This is a genomic window from Micromonospora sp. WMMC241, from assembly GCF_027460165.1.
GTDB lineage: Bacteria > Actinomycetota > Actinomycetes > Mycobacteriales > Micromonosporaceae > Micromonospora > Micromonospora humi.
Map to the genome: position 1 here is coordinate 3,712,464 of NZ_JAPZBF010000001.1, position 15,935 is coordinate 3,728,398.

Genomic DNA, 15,935 nt, shown 5'->3' on the forward strand with positions numbered 1-15,935 from the left:
GGCTACCTGGTGCAGGTGGCGCCGTTGAGGGTGAACGCCGCCGGCGCGGCGGTGTTGCCGGTGTGGTCGGCCTGGAAGCCGAGGCTGACCGAGGCTCCGGGCGCGATGCTGGAGTTGTAGGCGACGTTGCGGGCGGTCACCTGGCCGGAACCGGGCGAGTAGGTGGCGTTCCAGCCGGAGGTGATGCTCTGCCCGCCTGGCAGGGTGAAGACCAGCGACCAGCCGTTGATCGCGGTGCTTCCGGTGTTGGTGACGGTGAGGTCCTCGGTCAGGCCGGTGTTCCAGGCGTTGACCGTCGCGGTGACCTTGCAGGCGCCGCCGGTCGGCGGCGGCGTGGTCGGGGCCGGCGTGGTCGGGCCGGGGGTGGTGGGCCCGGGGGTGGTGGGTGGCGGTGTCGTGCTCTGGAACTGGGTGAAGAACTGCCACGTCTCCGCCGGCAGCCAGGTGCGCGAGCCGCTGTCGCCGGGCGCGCCGTCCTGCGGGGCGGCGATGTGCCCCTCGTCGAAGGCCGCCCAGACCACCGGGTAGCCCGCCCGGCATCCCCCGTAGGTGGTGGTGCGGTGGGTCAGGCTGCCCTGGCTCGGCTCGGGCGGGTTCTGCGCGGTGCAGCCGTTGTTGCGGACGAACCGGTCGCGCATGGTCCGTCCGCCGGCGATGCCGAGCACGCCGTCACGCAGGCCGTGCGCGGCGAAGTACGCGATCGGCTGGGTGCCGCCGCTGCATCCGCTGAGTTGGCCGCCGGAGTAGACCGCCACCGCCCGGAACACGGTGGGCCGGGCGCAGGCGACCGCGTAGCTCATCGCGCCGCCGTAGCTGAACCCGAGCGCGAAGCGCTGGCTGGTGTCCACGCACAGGCCACCCTCCACGCGGCGCAGGATGTCGTCGACGAAGGTGATGTCCTCCCCGCCGGCGTTGCCCCAGCCGTTGTTCAGGCCCTGCGGGGCGACGAAGATCGTGCTGTTGTTCGCCAGCCGCTGCAACCCGTAGTAGGACCAGACGTCGCGTTGCACGGTCTGGCCGGTGGCGACGTCGGTGGCGGTGCCGCCGACCCAGTGGAAGCCGAGGACCAGTCGGTACTGCCGGTTGACGTCGTAGCCGTCGGGCACCCGCAGGATGAACGTGCGGTTCTTGCCGTTGCTGGTGATGGTCTGCGTACCGCTGGCCAGCGTCGGGGCCTTACCGCAGCCGGCCGTCGCGGCCGCCGTCCCGACGTCCGCGGCCCGGGCGATGCTGCCGAGCCCGCCGCCGACCATCGCGGCGCCCACGCCCACGGCGAGCAGGATGGCGGCCGCGACCGGCCCGAATCTCGTTCTGCGTCTCGACATCTGGTGTCTCCTCGGAATGTGGTGGGGGCGGGCCCGGTCTAGCGGAACTGCCACCAGTTGACGTTGAGCAGGTAGCCGCTGCCGCCGGCGAAGCGCAGGAACACGTCCTGCGTTCCGGTGGCGCCGCTGACCGGGCAGCTGACGGTGGTCCACGTCTGCCAGCCGCCGGTGCCCGCGACGGTGCAGGTGCCCACGACCGCGCCGGTGGCGCTGCCCAGCCGCACCTCGATCCGGCCCCCGCCGGACGCCGACGCGACCCGGGCGGTGAACGTGGTGGCGCCGGCGCCGAACGCGACGCCCTTGACCTTGATGTGGTCGCCGTTCTCGATCCAGCCGACGTTCATCCCGCCCTCGCTGGACGGTTCCGTCTCCACCCCGACGGACCAGGCGATCGTCTCCGCCTCCTGGCGCACGTACGGGTTGAGCGTGCCGACCTGCGGCGCGCCCGCGGTCGTCATGTTGATCGTCGGGATGGTGCCGTCGGACCGGTAGGTGAACTTCTCCACCGCCACCGACCGGGTGAAGCCGCCGCCGCCCGGCAGGGCGCCGTTGTGGTAGAAGAAGTACGAGCCCCCGTTGAATTCGATGATCGCGGGGTGGTTGGTGAAGCTGGCGCCCTGTCGGGGCATGATCGTCCCGCGATAGGTCCACGGCCCGGTCGGACCGGGGGCGGTGGAGTAGGCGATGAACTCCGAGCAGCACTCGGCCGCGAAGATGTTGTAGTAGGTGCCGTTGCGCTTGTAGACCCAGGGCGCTTCCTCGTACAGCGTGGGGCGGCTGGTGTTCCCGCTGCGGGCGCCGAAGCCCGCGGTGGTCAGCGGGATCTGGGTCGGGCCGCCGGAGTACGACACCATGTCGGCGTTCAGCCGCACGTACCAGAGGTTCGGGTTCCCCCAGTACAGGTACGCCTGCCCGGTGTCGTCGACGAACGCGTGCGGGTCGATCTCACCGTTCTCCACCAGTGGCCGGCCGATGGCGTCGCGGAACGGGCCGGTGGGGCTGTCGGAGACCGCGACGCCGATCGCCATCCGGCCGGTGGCCCGGTTCTTGACCGGGACGTACCAGTAGAAGCGGCCGTTGCGGTAGACGGTCTGGCCGGCCCAGGCGTCGGCGCTGGCCCAGCTGAAGGTGGCCAGGTTCATCGGCACGCCGTGGTCGGTCCAGTTGACCATGTCGGCCGACGAGTAGACCCGCCACTCCTTCATGGTGAAGTAGGTCGAGCCGTCCTCGTCGTGGCCGGTGTAGAGGTAGACCCGGCCGTTGTGCACGAGCGCCGCCGGGTCGGCCGTGTAGATGGTCTGCACGATGGGGTTGTCCGCGTGGGCGGCTGCCGGGGTCAGCACGACCACGCAGAGCAGGCTCGCCAGCAGCGCGGCACCGCGTCGCAGGAGCGTTCTGATCATGAAGACCTCCGGTGGTCAGGGCGTGATGCGGAAGGTGGCGTCCTGCCTGTCGCTCAGGCTCGAACCGGAGCTGAGCGGGTCGATCCGCAGCAGGTAGTTGGCGTGCCGCAGGTAGCGGTCCGGGTAGTTGTGGGAGCGGAACGACGTCCACGCGCCGTCGGCCAGGCCCGCCGTCCGGTGGAAGGTGGCGTCCGCGCGGAACGTCGCCGACCCGTCGTTCGGGTCGAGGCGGAGCGCGTAGCTGTAGTGCCGCAGGAAGCTGCCCGGCCGGTTCACCGACTCGAGCGAGACGCCGGCGGAGTCGGCCAGGCCGGACACCATCCGCCACATCTGGTCCTGGTACGGGTCGAACGGGTACGCGTCGAGGCGGCCGACGCCGTTGCTGTGCCGCACCACGTAGTCGGGGAGGTTCGACGACTTGAGCCGGACCCAGTTCGGGGTGCCCCACCGGGAGACCGTCGCGTTGTACTCGGCGTCGCTGATGCCGACGATCGAGCCGTGCTTGGCGTTCAGCGGCGGGGTGTAGTCGCGCTGGTTGAGCGCGGTCCACGAGTTGCCGCCGATGCTGGAGGTGGACCAGATGTAGTAGTCGGCGTTGACCGGGCTGAACGAGTCGCCCCACAGCCGCCAGCCGCTGCCGTCGTTGTTCTTGACCAGCAGCGGCGCCTCGATGGCGTTGCCCTGCCGCAGGCCGCTGGTGTAGGTGGTGAAGCTGTTCGGCGCGCCGGTCGAGGAGCGGGCGCCGTGCAGCAGGCCGGTGGAGAGGTTCTTGTAGTAGAGGTAGGTGGTGCCGCCGTCGACGACGATGTCGCCGTCGAGCACGCCGAAGCCGGGGCTGAAGAACACCTGCTGCGCGCCGACGGTGACGAAGTCGCTGGTGTAGTTGACCATCAGTACGTCGCCGCCGCTGTTGCAGGAGTAGACGATGCCGTACTGGCCGCGGTTGGCGTCCCAGAACGCGGTCGGCGCCCAGGTGTGCGAGTTGGGCAGCGTGTGCATGCGGATCCGGCGGTAGCCGGTGAAGCTGGTCAGGTTGGTCGAGTCCCACACGTGCAGGTACTGACTGTTCTGGCCGAAGTTGGTGCCCTTGAGATCGGTGGCCAGGACGACGAACGTGCCGTCCTGCTTGCGGAACACGAACGGGTCCCGCAGCCCCAACTGCCCCTGTGTCGGGGTGACCACCGGGTTGTTCTGGTTCAGCGGCGTCCAGTTCAGGCCGTCCCGGCTCACCGCCAGGTGCAGGCCGTAGTCCGCGCCCTGGAAGTTCGGCGTCTCGGTGAAGTAGGTCATGGCGTACGCGCTGTTGGCCGCCCACGCGATGCCGGGTAGGCCGGTCACCGACGCGGCGGTGAGCGCGCCGGACGCGGCAGCGGCCTTGATGAGTGCTCGTCGACTGATCGCCACTGGTGCGAAACCCTTCTGCCGCCACGCTGGTGGGCGTGGTTGATCGGACGTGCGGTCGGTGGAGGTGGGACAGGGCCACGTGGGGACAGCGCGGGGTCGACCGTCGTCGACGTACGAGGATTGGCGGCAGGACTGCTGTTAGCGTTAACAGAACGCTGCCCACGCGTTCCCACGCTCACATGCGGCGAGCCTGCCGGCGCCCGAGCTCCCGATCGTGCACCACATCTGCCTATATGGACTCTCATAGATGAAAGCCCGGACGTCAAGATGTGCCGATCAGTTTTCGCGAAAGTTCCCCCCGTGCTGCCGCAGCGGGCCCTACCGCCGCACGGCGCGAAATGTTATCGATAACCTTTCGCGCCCGGGCGCGGGCCGCCGGGGCTGGGCACGGCCACCCGCCCATAGACTTTCCTCGTGATCCAAGAAGAACCGCGGCCGCACCCCCGCAAGCCCCGGCGCGGTGACCTGCCCATCGCCACGATCGCCGAGCTCGCCGGGGTTTCCCCGCCCACCGTCTCGAAGGTCCTCAACGGCCGGCGCGGAGTGGGCGAACAGACCCGGCAGCGGGTGGAGGCGTTGCTCCGCGACCACGGCTACCGGCGGCGACAGACCACCGGCGCGGCACCCTGCGTCGAGGTGGTGATACCCCAGATGCTGTCGTCCATCGCCATGCCGGTCCTGCGCGGCGTCCACGAGGTCGCCGACGCCCACGACCACACGGTCGGCTTCACCGACGTTGACCGGCTCGTGTCGGCGGGACAACCCTGGGCGGAGCAACTGCTGGCGCGGCAGCCGGCCGCCGTCATCACCGTGTTCTCCCTGGTCAGCGCCGAGGACGGCGAACGGTTCGCGGCCGACGGGATTCCGCTGGTCACCATCGACCCGATCGGCGCCCTCTACCCCACGCCCGCCGTCGGGTCCAACAACTGGAGCGGCGCGCTCTCCGCCACCCGGCATCTCCTCGACCTCGGCCACCGCCGGATCGGCCTGCTCACCGGGCCGGTCCGGGACCTGTCCGCGCGCGCCCGCGTGGACGGCTTCCGCGCGGCGCTGGACTACGCAGGTGTCCCGTTCGTCGAGAGCCTCGAACGCCGGGGTGAGTACACCTTCGAGGAGGGCCGCGACCTCGGTGCCCAACTGCTCGCCCGGCCCGACCCGCCGACGGCGGTCGTCTGCGGCGACGACCTCCAGGCGATGGGCGTGTACGCGGCGGCGCGCGACGCCGGCCTGCGGATACCGGACGACCTCAGCGTGGTCGGCTTCGACGACGTCGAACAGGCGGCCTGGCTGGCGCCGCCGCTGACCACGGTGCGGCAGCCGTTCGCCGAGATCGGCGCCACCGCCGCTCGACTCGCCCTGGCCATGGCCGACGGCCGCGCCCTGGACCAGGAACGGTACGAGCTCGGCACCACCCTCATCGTGCGGGGCAGCACCGCGCCCCCACCGGCCCGCGGCTGACCTACACCGCCCACGCCGCCACCGACCGCCTCCCCACTCCCCCGCCGGCGCGCTCGACCCGCCGGGCCGAACGGGGCGCCGGCGCCACCGGCCGGCCCACCCGGGTCACGTGCACGATCCGCCCCGGCGCCACGTCCAGCAACTCGCCGATCGCGTCCCGGGTGGCGCCGACGTCGACGAGCTGGCTCAACGGGTGCGCGGCCAGACCGGCCGCGTGCAGGGTCAGCCACATCCGCATCAGCACCCGCCCGAACTCGACCTGCCCGGCCGCGTCCAGGTCGGGCGGCGCGACCAGCGCCAGCACCGTGCCGCCGCGCGCCAGCGGGTCGTCACCGGCGGCGAGCAGCCGCGGCAGCCCCAACGGGCGCAGCACCGGATAGGCGGCCAGCGCCGTCCGCAGCCCCGCGGCGGCCGGCCGGGACAGCCCGAGGCACCGGTCGCTGAGCCCGTCCGTCCGGTACTCCGGCCGCGCCGGGTCCAGGCGCAGCCAACGGCGCAGCTCGGCCGCGACCGCCGGGTCCGCGTACACCGCGCGGTCGGCGGCGCGCAGCAGCGCGCCGAGCCGGCCGGTCGCCGGCACGACATGGACCGCGCCGCCGCCGCGCCGGGCCACGTCGTCGACGGCGGTCAGCACACCGGCGTCCGGGCCGCCGGTGAACCGGCCCCGGTGGGTACGCCGGTCCCACACGTCGCCGGTGCGGAACGGCGTCCGGTACGGCTGTCGTGCCGGCCGCAACCGGCCCACCCGGTGGTCGGACTCGTCGTGGTCGGCGGCCCAGTCCAGTCGCAGCCCCGCGTCGGCGGCGACGATCAGGCAGGTCTCCACGAACGCGCCGAGCGACAGCCGAAGGTCGCGACCGGTCGGGTCGCCGGCCGGCAACGCGTCGGCCGGGTCCCAGCCGACGGTGACCGCCCAGCGTTCGTAGCGCAGCCGCCACGGCTGCGTGTTGTGGGCGCTCGGGGCCCGCCAGCACAGCGGCTCCAGCTCGCGGAACGCGGCGAGGTCCATGTCAGCGCTCCCTGGCGTAGAACGTGTAGCCGTGCAGCGGTCGGCCGCCGAGCCGCCGGTACTGCGCCGCGGACGCCGGGTTGTCCCGCCCGACGTACGTGCTGCGCAGCGTCGTGTAACCGCCGGCGTGCAGGTGGTGGTGCAGGTGCGCGGAGAGCAGCCGCTGGTAGCCGCGCCCCTGGAACTCCGGCCGTACGCCCTTGACGATCAGCACCGCCTCCCGGCGGTACCGGCGTCGGGTGGCCAGCAACCGCACCTGGTTGACCGGGTTGAGGTCGCCGCGCACCCGGACCAGGAACTCGCTGATGTCCGGCACGCAGAGCACGAACCCGACCGGCCGCCCGTCCCGGGTCAGGTACAACAGCAGCGAGGAGTCCAACAGGTGGGCCAACCCGTCGGTCTGCCGGCGCAGCTGCGCCTCCGAGATCGCGGTGTAGTAGCCGAGCTGCGCGAAGGAGTCGTTCAGCATCCCGCGCAGCAGGTCGAGCTGCTCGTCGAGCCGCCGCACGTCACCCCGGTGCAGCTCCAGCCGTGCGCCGTCGGGCTGCGTACCGAGCGCGGGCGGCGACCCGTCCGGGGTCGGCACCGGACAGATCCAGGTGTCCGAGACGAACCGTCGGGTGAAGCCGGATGCCTCGTAGGCGGCCGGATAGTGCGGCGGGTTCCAGGCGCTGTCGACGAAACCCCGGTCGTCGTAGCCGTCGGTGATCACACCGCCGGCCTGGTTGGGCAGCAGCGCCACCGGCCCGAACAGCAGGTCCCGGTCCGCGCCGGCGTGCGCGTCGATCGCGTCGAACAGTCCCCGGGCGGCCGGCGCGGTGAACTCGGTCAGCCCGAACAGCTGGCACCGGCGGCCCAGCTTGGCGTCCAGGTCCGCGTCGGTGTGCACTGTGGTCCGCCCGACCACCGCGCCGGTGGCGTCGCGCAGCACGTACATCGGCACGCCGTCGCGCCACCAGCGGCGGATCTGCTGGCGGGGCGTCGGCACGTACCGGGGCTCGTTTGCGTAGAGCCGGTCGGTGAGCGTGAGGAAGTCGCGCAGGGCGCTCCGGCCGGTGACCCGCTCGAACCGGTGGCCGCTCACCGGCGCACCGCCGGTCCGGTCGTCTCCGCGCCCAGCGGGGTGAACTCCTCGATGTGGCCCATCGCGCCGTCCTCGGCCCGCCACGCGCCGTTGGAGTAGCCGTCCGGGTCGGCGGTGTAGAGCCTGATGAAGCCGGCTGTCGCGTTGCGGTTGCCGTCGGTCAGCCACGCCATCAGCCGGCGGTGGTGCCGGGTGCGCGCGAAGCGCAGCATCGCGTCCCGGTCGGCGAAGAACGCGACAGTGCCCAACGTCAGCGGGAACTGCCAGTAGACGGTGTGCCAGCGGTAGCCGGACATCCGGCGCATGTCCCGCACCATCCGGAACCAGTCCGGGGCCAGCCGCAGCAGCACCAGCGGGCTCGCGTACCGGGTGCCGCCGATGAACATCGCGCCGGCGCGGGCCTGCGCCGGGGCCAGGGAGAAATCTCGGGTACGCATGGTCACCTCACCAGGTAGGCGTTCTTGATCTTCTGCGGGCCGGCGAACGGGCCGGTGCCCGGGTCGTGCAGCTCCATCCGCAGGTCACCAGCGGTCGGGTCCTCCACCAGGGACTGCGCGAAGTCGCGCGACACCGAGGCGAGGTGCCGGCGTACCCCGTCGCGGCACGCGGTCGCGAGCGCCGCGCGGTCGGCGGCGGCCAGCGGGCCGCGCAGCTCCACGTGGATCACCGGCCGGGTCTCCAGCGCCTCGTCCTCGACCAGCGCGAGGCAGAACCGGCTGATCGCGGCCGCGTGCGGGTTGCCGGTGTAGAGGCCGTACTCGACGTCCTGCGGGTAGAGGTTCGCGCCCAGGTAGGACACCGTGGAGTCGCGCCGGCCGAACAGCAGCAGCACCGGCAGCGTCATCCGCTCGTCGGCGGTCGCGGTGCGGAACTCGGCCGCGCGCACCGGATCGGCCGCGGCCAGCTCGGCGATCCGCCGGTACGACACCAGCAGCGCCTCGTCGCCCACGTTGTAGCGCAGCCGGGGCTGGAGCACGTCCGGGCTACCCACGGTACAGACCAGTTCCCGCCGCTCGTTGGTCTCCAGCCAGGTGGCGAACGGGTTGTACTGGAACACCATCGGCAGCCGCTGCTCACCGGCGCCGAGCAGCTCCGCGCGCAGCGCCGCGTCGGTGCGCAGCCGGCGCCGCAGCCACACCGTGAACCGGGTCTCCGCGCCGATGCCGATGGTCAGGTCCGACGCCCCGTACGCCGAACGCACCCGGACGAACCGCTGCTCCAGGTAGTCGCGCAGCGCCTCGGTCATCCCCTCCCCGCCGCAACTGCCGAAGATCCGGTAACGCGCCCACGGGAAGTCCTCGGCGTCCAACCGGTCCCGCAGGTGCTTGAGGAACGGCGGGTACGCGGTCACCAGGTAGTCGAACTCCGGCCCGAACTCCCGCAACGTGTCGATGATCTTGCCGAGGTCCGGGCCGGTGTTCTTCACCACCGCCACCCGGGCCATCGCCGCGCCGGTCGTGGTCCCGGTCGCCCAGGCGCCCATCGAGTACGCGTTGATCACGAACGGCCGGCGCATCGGGAACGCCAGCCCGGTGTAGCCGACGATGTCCCGGTGCACCGCCCGCAATTCCCGCTCGCCGCGCGGCCAGTTGAACGGCCGCCCCGACGACCCGGCCGACTCGTCGACCACCACCCCTCGCAGCGGCAGGCGCCCGTGCCAGCACCGCGCGGCGGCGTCGTGGCCCACCACGTACCCCAGCTTGTCGGTCTCCGGGAAGTCCCGCAGCCGGCGGCCGACACCCGCCGGGCGGGCCCGCAGGAACGCCCGGTAGGCCGGCACCCGCCGGGCGGCCCGCACGCAGACCGACCGCGCGTTCGCCTCGGCCAGCCGGTCCAGGACCGGGTGGTGCCGCCGGGCCAGCCAACGCCAGCCGGCGGGGTGCCGGCCGACCAGCCGGACCAGCGCGGCGACCGCGCGGCCGGCGGCCTCCCCGGTCAAGGGTGTCTCGACGGTACGCAGGGCGGCGGGTCGGTGCAGCGTCTCGGCCATGACAAGGATCCTGCCGACGCCGGTCCGCCGACACCTGAGCCACGAGACGGGACTCGTGCTGAGTACGCGTACCCAGCGGCGCTAGGCGGGGGTCACCGCTCCGGCATGGCTTTCTCGTCTCACTCACGCATCGCCCCAGGTACGGCAGATCCTGGAAGGAGAAGGCCCTCAGAGGGGCCCGAATCTTCCAAGATCTCTGCCGTACCTGGCGAGGCTCTTCGACACCGTCGGGCGGAAGCAGCGGCTGAACCTCAGCATCGAGGCTCGGCCGCGACTCCATCGGGTGAGCCGGCTGGAGACGGCATCGGCTGGAGCGGGCCGTCGTCGACAGCGCCCGGCGTCCGTCGAGCTATCCCTGCGAGCAGGTCGGCAACCTGGACCCGCGGGTCGTCCCGGGAGTCGGTCATCACCAGCCCGGCCAGGGGCGACTCCCCGGCCGGCAGCCCGGCGTGCTCGCCCAGTGCCCGCTGGAGGCGGCGCAGCCGGTCGGCGGTCAGCGCGCTCTGCTCGTCGTGCGTCACCAGCACCCGGTGCCGTCCGGCACTCCAGAACAGGACGGTCTCGGCCAGCGCCGGCAGCATCGGCTCCAGCGGCGGCGGGATCGACCGGTCCTCGGCGTAGAGCCGGGCCTGCACATCGGCCACCCGAGGCCGATCGAGCGCTTGCAGGACGGCGTCGGCCGGCGCGTGCCGCAACAGCGCGTCCCGGGCCGCGATGAATCGGTCGATGCTGCCGTCGCCGGACCGGTCCCGCCGCTTGGTCCGCAGCATCTCGACGAACGCCGCCAGGAAGGTATCCCAGTCGGGGCCGGCCGCACGTCCGGCCCGATGGAGCGCGCGGGCGTCGGCACGGCGCTCACCGACCAGCCGGGTGCCGGCCAGGTAGGACGGCTCGCCCAACAGCAGGTCGACGACGCGGGTGGCCAGGAACAACTGCTTGTCGACCAGGTGTACGTGTGCCCGCCCGCGCAACGCCGTGAGGAACCACTCCCGCGCCTCGGCCGCCTCGGGCCGGCGGAGGAACTGCCGTGACTTGAACTCCTGCGGTGAGAACCGGAAGCCGGAACGCAGCGTCGCGACGAGCCCGGCCGCCTCATCGACGGCCAGGTCGACGCTCGCGTGCGCGATCACGGGGGTGGCGGGGTCGAGCAGGTTGGTGCCGGAGAACCCCGACTCGTCGCAGGCGATCTCCACCACGGCCCCGGACGGCGTCTCCACCGGCGGCAGCCCACCCTGGAGCGGCAGCCTCATACCCGGTCCCGCCTCATGCCGACATGGTTCCCTACCGGTCCAAAAGCCTCCACCGGTTTGCCCGCCGCCACGCGCCGAGGACGACGCGTGCCGCTCCAGAGCCCCGCCGATCTTGGACCTGTGGTGCCAAGATATGCCCCTTCCGTAGAGATAGGTGAGATGCCACAACTCCAAGATCGGCGAAGCGGGTGGGCCGGGAAGGAGGCGGCGTCACCGCCTCGACGCGGCCTCGACCTCCTGCCTCAACGATCCGACCTCGTCCTCCTCGCACAGGAGGACGACGTGGAAGAACGGCCCCATGCCGCGGTAACGCGCGTCGTAGGAGTCGGCCCAGTGTCGACCGGCGGCGGTGAGGATGCCGAAGAGGACCTCTCGCCGGGTCTCGTTCTCCCGCAGAATCCGGGAGGTGTTCTCGATGAGAACGAGAAAGCGGCGGGCCGCCAACCAGTGCAGGTCCTGGAGGCAGTCCGCCAGCGCCGGCCAGTTCCATCCGAAGTAGCTCGGGAACCGCAGCGCGTCGGCGAACTGCTCGAACACGCCGTCGACGTCCGTCATCGCCGCACCGTCCAGCCGGGCCACGGCGACCTCACCGGAGGGCGGCACGACGTCTGTGACGTGGAGCAGCGTGGTGCGGGCAAGCACCTGGACCGGAGGTGCGGAATTCGTCCACATGGTCACTGGAGGTAGGCACTCGAGGCGAGGAAGCTCGTCATCGACCCGGCGTCCGCCACCATCCGCACCTCGTGGACGAGGAAATCCGCGCCCGGGCCGTCGATACGGAGCTTGAACGCCTCGCTTCTGCCCGCGATGAAGTGGACGAGCTGCGCACCGATCCGTTCGCAGTCGGCCCAGCCCCGCACCGCCACGACCGAGCCGCCGTTCGCAGCGACACGTCCGGCGCCGGACAGCCGCTCCCGGAACGAGCTGTTGATCTCGGCGTCGCCACCGACGAACTCGATCGTCACGTCCACCACCGTCGCCGCCCTTCCATGAGTCGCCGTCACGTCGCACTGGGGGTTCCGGCCCGGCTGTCCGCGGGCCGGACATCGGTCCCGTGCTCGTCGGGACGGCTGAAGGTATCAGCCCGAACCGTCCGATCGTCGACCCCGAACGGACACGCTGAGTCACCATGGCGACACTCCCCTGGCGTGCCGCCGGAGGCCCGATGACACTTCGGCCATGACAGACAGCGAGCGTGAGCGCACCAACGAGCGCTTCGAGAAGGTGGCCGAGGAGACTTCCGAGACGGTGACCCACGCGGCCACCGTCCTGGAGGAGGAACTCGCGGCGGGGCTGGCCGGCGCCCGGCGGCTCGAGGAGAAACTGAGCGAGAGCCGCCGGGTGGACCCGGAGGCGTTCGACGAGTTGGTCGCGCGGGTCCGCACCGACGGGCACAGCCTGATCGACACCGTGGTCGGGCAGTTGAAGATGGCCGACGACCAGCGCGGCGAGGTGATCCGCCGGTACACCTCCGACGCGCACGACGCGCTGGACACCGTACTCAATCTCGCCCGGCTGGCGCCCGACGTGGCCAACGGGCTCGCGGACCGGCTGACGTCGCCGACCCCGGACGGCCCGACCCGGACGAACCGGTAGCCGCGCGATGGCGCCGACCGCCGGGGTGGCCGGCGGGTCCGTGGAGGCCATGCTGGAGCGCTACCGCGGGCTCGCCCTCGACGCCCTGCTCGACGACGTGCCCGAGGGCGGCCCGCGATACCTCTACGACCTGGTCGCGGAGTATCCGCGACGGTGGGGCAAGGGGCTGCGTGCCGCGATGTGCCTCGCCACCTGCCGGGCGTTCGGCGGCGCGCCGGCGGTGGGGCTCAACGCCGCCGTGACCGTCGAGCTGTTCCACAACGCCTTCCTCATCCACGACGACATCCAGGACGAGAGCGAGCAGCGGCGCGGCGCGGCGACCCTGCACGCCGAGTACGGGGTCGGCGTGGCACTGAACGTCGGCAACATGACGAACCTGCTGGCGTTGCGGCGGCTCGCCGCGAACCGGGCGGCGCTCGGCTCCGGGATCGCCTGGCGGCTGTTCACCGAGACCGAGCTGATGATGCGCCACTCGCTGGAGGGGCAGGCCATCGAGATCGGCTGGATCCGGGACAACGTGTGCGACCTGGTCGCCGACGACTACTACCGGATGTGCCTGAAGAAGACCTCCTGGTACACCTGCATCTACCCGTGCCGGACCGGCATCCTCGTCGCCACCGGCCGGGAGAACGCGGTCGACGTCCTGGACCGCTACGGCTGGTACCTGGGCGCCGCGTTCCAGATCCAGGACGACGCGCTCAACCTGACCGGGGACTACGCCCGCTACGGCAAGGAGATCGCGGGCGACCTGTGGGAGGGCAAGCGGACGCTCATCCTGATCGACTTCATGCGGCGGTGCACACCGGACGAGCGTGAACGGCTCATGGTCTTCCTGAGCCGGACCCGCGCGCAGCGCACCGCGACCGAGGTGCGCTGGCTGCACGGGAGGCTGCTCGCGTACGACTGCGTGGAGTCCGCCCGGCGCAGCGCCCGGGAACTCGCGGCGGCCGCCCGGCACGAGGCGGAGCGGGCGCTGGGCGCCGCGGCCGACACCGACGACGGTCGCTTCCTGCTCGACCTGACCGACTACGTGGTGGAGCGCAACCGCTAGCGAACCGGATCGCGGCTATCGCGGCTCCGGCGGCTTGCGCATCCAGAGCGCGACGCCCGCCAGCAGACACGCGGCGCCGACGACCGCGACCGCGGACTTCGCGACGCCGGAGAGATCATCGACGAACGGGAAGGCGCGTGTCGCGGCCAGGGCCAGGAAGGCCAGCACGAACAGGACGACGGCGAGAACGCGTTGCGGGGTCACCGGGCCATTCGATCAGACCGGTGCGAGCGATCGGGTCCCGCCCACTGCCCCTCACGGCCCTCAAGAGGCCACCTAACCTGGGTGGATCGGGTCGGCGTCCGTGCCGGCCCCGCACCGGGAGACCGTGATGACCGAGAGCGTCCCCCGGCCGGACCCGGCCGGAGCGCGCGGCGACGACCAGTGGCTGGCGGAGGTGGCCCGCGCGGCGAGCGCCGACGCGGACGGCGTACCGGTGGAGTTGCTCGGCGACTATCTCCGACTGCTCCGGGACGCGGCGGTGACCGGTCGCCGCCCGCGCCGCGGTGAGCTGGACGCGGTCGGGGTGCTCGGCCGGCGCGCGGCCGAGCAGGGCGTGTCGGCCGGCCGGGCGGTACGCCTCTACCTGTCCGCGGCGCGGCGGCTGTGGCGGCACCTGCCGCACCTGGACCGCTCCTCCGACAGCGAGACGGTCCGTGCCGCGGCGGACGCGGTCCTGCACGTCGTCGACGCCGCCGTCGCCACGCTCGCCGAGGGTTACGCGGTGGCCCGCCGGGAGCTGGTGCGCCACGAGGAGTCGCTGCGCCGCGAGCTCGTCGATGACCTGCTTCGCGGCGACTCCGACCTGGGCGGGTTGGTGGAGCGGGCCGAGCCGTTCGGGTTGGATCTCGCCCGTGTCCATCAGGTCGCGCTCGCCGCGCCGAGCCACCGGTTGCCCGACGCCGAGCCGGCGATCAGCGCCCTGGAACGGGTCATCTTCGACCGGTTGGGCGACCGGGACGTGCTGGTGGCGACGAAGGAAGGGCTGCTGGTGGTGATCGCGCCGGCGGAACCGGTGCGGCCCGGTCGCGGCGGGCCGACGGACGACCTCGGCAGACTCATGCACGGCGAGTTGGACCGCCTGGCGCGGGGCCGGCCGTGGCAGGTGGTGGTCGGCCGCCCGCACCCCGGGCTGTACGGCATCGCCCGCTCCTACGAGGAGGCCCGGGAGGCCCTCGCCACGGCTCGCCGGCTGCACACCGACGCGCCGGTGATCGACGCCCACGACCTGCTCATCTACCGTGTCCTGCTGCGGGACCAGCCGGCGATGGTCGACCTCGTGCGGGCGGTGCTGACGCCGTTGGGCGGGGCCCGGGGCGGCGCCGAGCCGCTGGTGGACACCCTGGCCGAATACTTCGCGTGCGGCGAGGTCGCCACCGAGGCGGCTCGCCGCCTGCACGTGTCCGTCCGCACCGTCACCTACCGGCTCGACCGGATCCGGACGCTGAGCGGCCACGACCCCGCGGAGCCGCGGGACAGGTTCACCCTGCACGCCGCCGTGCTCGGCGCGCGGGCCCTGGGCTGGCCGCGCCGGGCGCTGCCGGACTGACTCCCGTCAGTCGGGGGCGGCCACCAGCTCCGGGAAACCCAGCAGCGTGGCCAGGGCGGACGCCTCGGCCGGGGTGAGGGCGAGGCCGACCGTGCCGTCGGGGTCGTGCGGATCGTCGTGGACGACGTCCTGGCGTCCACCGACCCGGTGCGCGATGACCGCGATCCGGCGGCCCTGTTCGGTGGTGAAGGCGTGGCGTACGCCGACGCCCGGCAGGTGCGTGCGTTCGATGACCACGGAGACTCCTTCGGTGACGGCTGCGCAGAGCCGGCCGGGAGCGGGCCGGCGCTACGGCAGCGTGGGCGGGTGGTGCTGGCGGTGCCGCATGCCACCAACCATAGCCACGGAGTGAGAAAGCGGCCTCTCCGGTCGCCGGCAATCTGGCGGCCCCTTGTTGGCCGGCCACAGGCAATGCCGATCGTCGCCCTGCCGGCGACGCTGGAGATCCCGAAGAGGTGCCCCCGGAAAGGACCACCGACGATGACGCACACCCTGGACGACCGCGAGACGCTGCGCGGGTTGTTGGAACGGCAGCTCGCCGACTACACCGACCAGCTCACGGAGCTGACGCCGGCCGCACGGCAGCCGGGGCACGGCGGACACGACCCGGACACCCTGCGCCGGCTGATCGAGGCGGCCCGGGACGGCGCCGCGGACACCGCGCAGGCGTTGAAGCGGATGTCCGAGGGCACGTACGGCGTCTGCGAGCGCTGCGGCCACGACATTCCCGCGGGACGGCTGGAGATCCGTCCCGCCGCCCGGTTCTGCGTACCCTGCCAGTGACACCGCTGACCCCGGCGGCGCGCGACCTTCCGG

At 72.4% G+C, this 15,935-nt stretch carries 17 protein-coding genes; 5 read left to right on the forward strand and 12 right to left on the reverse strand.

The window, feature by feature from the left end; translation table 11 throughout:
- Window positions 1–2: 2 nt before the first annotated feature.
- From O7598_RS17260 to O7598_RS17270, 3 genes are read right to left on the reverse strand one after another with little or no spacing between them, the layout of a single operon-like run.
- Window positions 3–1,325: a cellulose binding domain-containing protein gene (locus O7598_RS17260; RefSeq protein ID WP_269692359.1), complete on the reverse strand. Its 1,323-nt coding sequence runs from the start codon at window positions 1,323–1,325 to the stop codon at window positions 3–5.
- 38 nt (window positions 1,326–1,363) lie between these two features.
- Window positions 1,364–2,728 carry a glycoside hydrolase family 43 protein gene (locus O7598_RS17265; protein WP_269692360.1) on the reverse strand — a complete coding sequence of 455 codons (1,365 nt, stop codon included), beginning with the start codon at window positions 2,726–2,728 and terminating at the stop codon, window positions 1,364–1,366.
- A 15-nt stretch (window positions 2,729–2,743) separates the two neighbouring features.
- Window positions 2,744–4,132 (reverse strand): glycoside hydrolase family 43 protein, encoded by a 1,389-nt coding sequence (locus O7598_RS17270; protein WP_269692361.1) that lies wholly within the window; start codon window positions 4,130–4,132, stop codon window positions 2,744–2,746.
- Window positions 4,133–4,546: 414 nt separating this feature from the next.
- Here O7598_RS17270 and O7598_RS17275 point away from each other — a divergent pair, with 414 nt between their 5' ends.
- Window positions 4,547–5,590 (forward strand): LacI family DNA-binding transcriptional regulator, encoded by a 1,044-nt coding sequence (locus tag O7598_RS17275; RefSeq protein ID WP_269692362.1) that lies wholly within the window; start codon window positions 4,547–4,549, stop codon window positions 5,588–5,590.
- 1 nt (window position 5,591) lies between these two features.
- Here the strand turns inward: O7598_RS17275 and O7598_RS17280 are convergent, their stop codons facing one another.
- From O7598_RS17280 to O7598_RS17310, 7 genes are all read right to left on the reverse strand, one after another.
- A complete protein-coding gene (locus tag O7598_RS17280; protein ID WP_269692363.1) occupies window positions 5,592–6,599 on the reverse strand; it encodes a nitroreductase in 1,008 nt (335 codons plus the stop codon).
- Between the two features lies 1 nt (window position 6,600).
- Window positions 6,601–7,683, reverse strand: a complete 1,083-nt coding sequence (locus O7598_RS17285) for a GNAT family N-acetyltransferase (RefSeq protein ID WP_269692364.1) — start codon at window positions 7,681–7,683, stop codon at window positions 6,601–6,603.
- Window positions 7,680–8,120, reverse strand: a complete 441-nt coding sequence (locus tag O7598_RS17290; protein WP_269692365.1) for a DUF4188 domain-containing protein — start codon at window positions 8,118–8,120, stop codon at window positions 7,680–7,682. Before O7598_RS17290 ends, O7598_RS17285 begins: the two co-directional genes overlap by 4 nt.
- Before the next feature lie 2 nt (window positions 8,121–8,122).
- Window positions 8,123–9,673, reverse strand: coding sequence for a phenylacetate--CoA ligase family protein (locus O7598_RS17295; protein WP_269692366.1), 1,551 nt, complete (start codon window positions 9,671–9,673; stop codon window positions 8,123–8,125).
- A 251-nt stretch (window positions 9,674–9,924) separates the two neighbouring features.
- Complete coding sequence (locus O7598_RS17300; protein WP_269692367.1) at window positions 9,925–10,923, reverse strand: hypothetical protein; 999 nt, start codon at window positions 10,921–10,923, stop codon at window positions 9,925–9,927.
- 210 nt (window positions 10,924–11,133) lie between these two features.
- Window positions 11,134–11,595 (reverse strand): barstar family protein, encoded by a 462-nt coding sequence (locus O7598_RS17305; protein ID WP_269692368.1) that lies wholly within the window; start codon window positions 11,593–11,595, stop codon window positions 11,134–11,136.
- 2 nt (window positions 11,596–11,597) lie between these two features.
- Complete coding sequence (locus O7598_RS17310; protein WP_269692369.1) at window positions 11,598–11,888, reverse strand: hypothetical protein; 291 nt, start codon at window positions 11,886–11,888, stop codon at window positions 11,598–11,600.
- 214 nt (window positions 11,889–12,102) lie between these two features.
- Here O7598_RS17310 and O7598_RS17315 point away from each other — a divergent pair, with 214 nt between their 5' ends.
- Window positions 12,103–12,519 carry a hypothetical protein gene (locus O7598_RS17315; RefSeq protein ID WP_269692370.1) on the forward strand — a complete coding sequence of 139 codons (417 nt, stop codon included), beginning with the start codon at window positions 12,103–12,105 and terminating at the stop codon, window positions 12,517–12,519.
- 7 nt (window positions 12,520–12,526) lie between these two features.
- Entirely contained in the window at window positions 12,527–13,570 is a 1,044-nt protein-coding gene (locus tag O7598_RS17320; RefSeq protein WP_269692371.1) for a polyprenyl synthetase family protein, read from the forward strand.
- A gap of 15 nt (window positions 13,571–13,585) precedes the next feature.
- Here O7598_RS17320 and O7598_RS17325 read toward each other — a convergent pair whose 3' ends face one another.
- Window positions 13,586–13,774 (reverse strand): hypothetical protein, encoded by a 189-nt coding sequence (locus O7598_RS17325; RefSeq protein ID WP_269692372.1) that lies wholly within the window; start codon window positions 13,772–13,774, stop codon window positions 13,586–13,588.
- A 127-nt stretch (window positions 13,775–13,901) separates the two neighbouring features.
- On the opposite strand from O7598_RS17325, the gene O7598_RS17330 reads away from it, so the two are divergent.
- On the forward strand, window positions 13,902–15,119 hold the full coding sequence (locus O7598_RS17330; RefSeq protein ID WP_269692373.1) for a PucR family transcriptional regulator: 1,218 nt from the start codon (window positions 13,902–13,904) through the stop codon (window positions 15,117–15,119).
- A gap of 6 nt (window positions 15,120–15,125) precedes the next feature.
- Here the strand turns inward: O7598_RS17330 and O7598_RS17335 are convergent, their stop codons facing one another.
- A complete protein-coding gene (locus tag O7598_RS17335) occupies window positions 15,126–15,356 on the reverse strand; it encodes a potassium transporter TrkA (RefSeq protein WP_269692374.1) in 231 nt (76 codons plus the stop codon).
- 243 nt (window positions 15,357–15,599) lie between these two features.
- On the opposite strand from O7598_RS17335, the gene O7598_RS17340 reads away from it, so the two are divergent.
- Window positions 15,600–15,902 (forward strand): TraR/DksA family transcriptional regulator, encoded by a 303-nt coding sequence (locus tag O7598_RS17340; protein ID WP_269692375.1) that lies wholly within the window; start codon window positions 15,600–15,602, stop codon window positions 15,900–15,902.
- Window positions 15,903–15,935 lie beyond the last annotated feature (33 nt).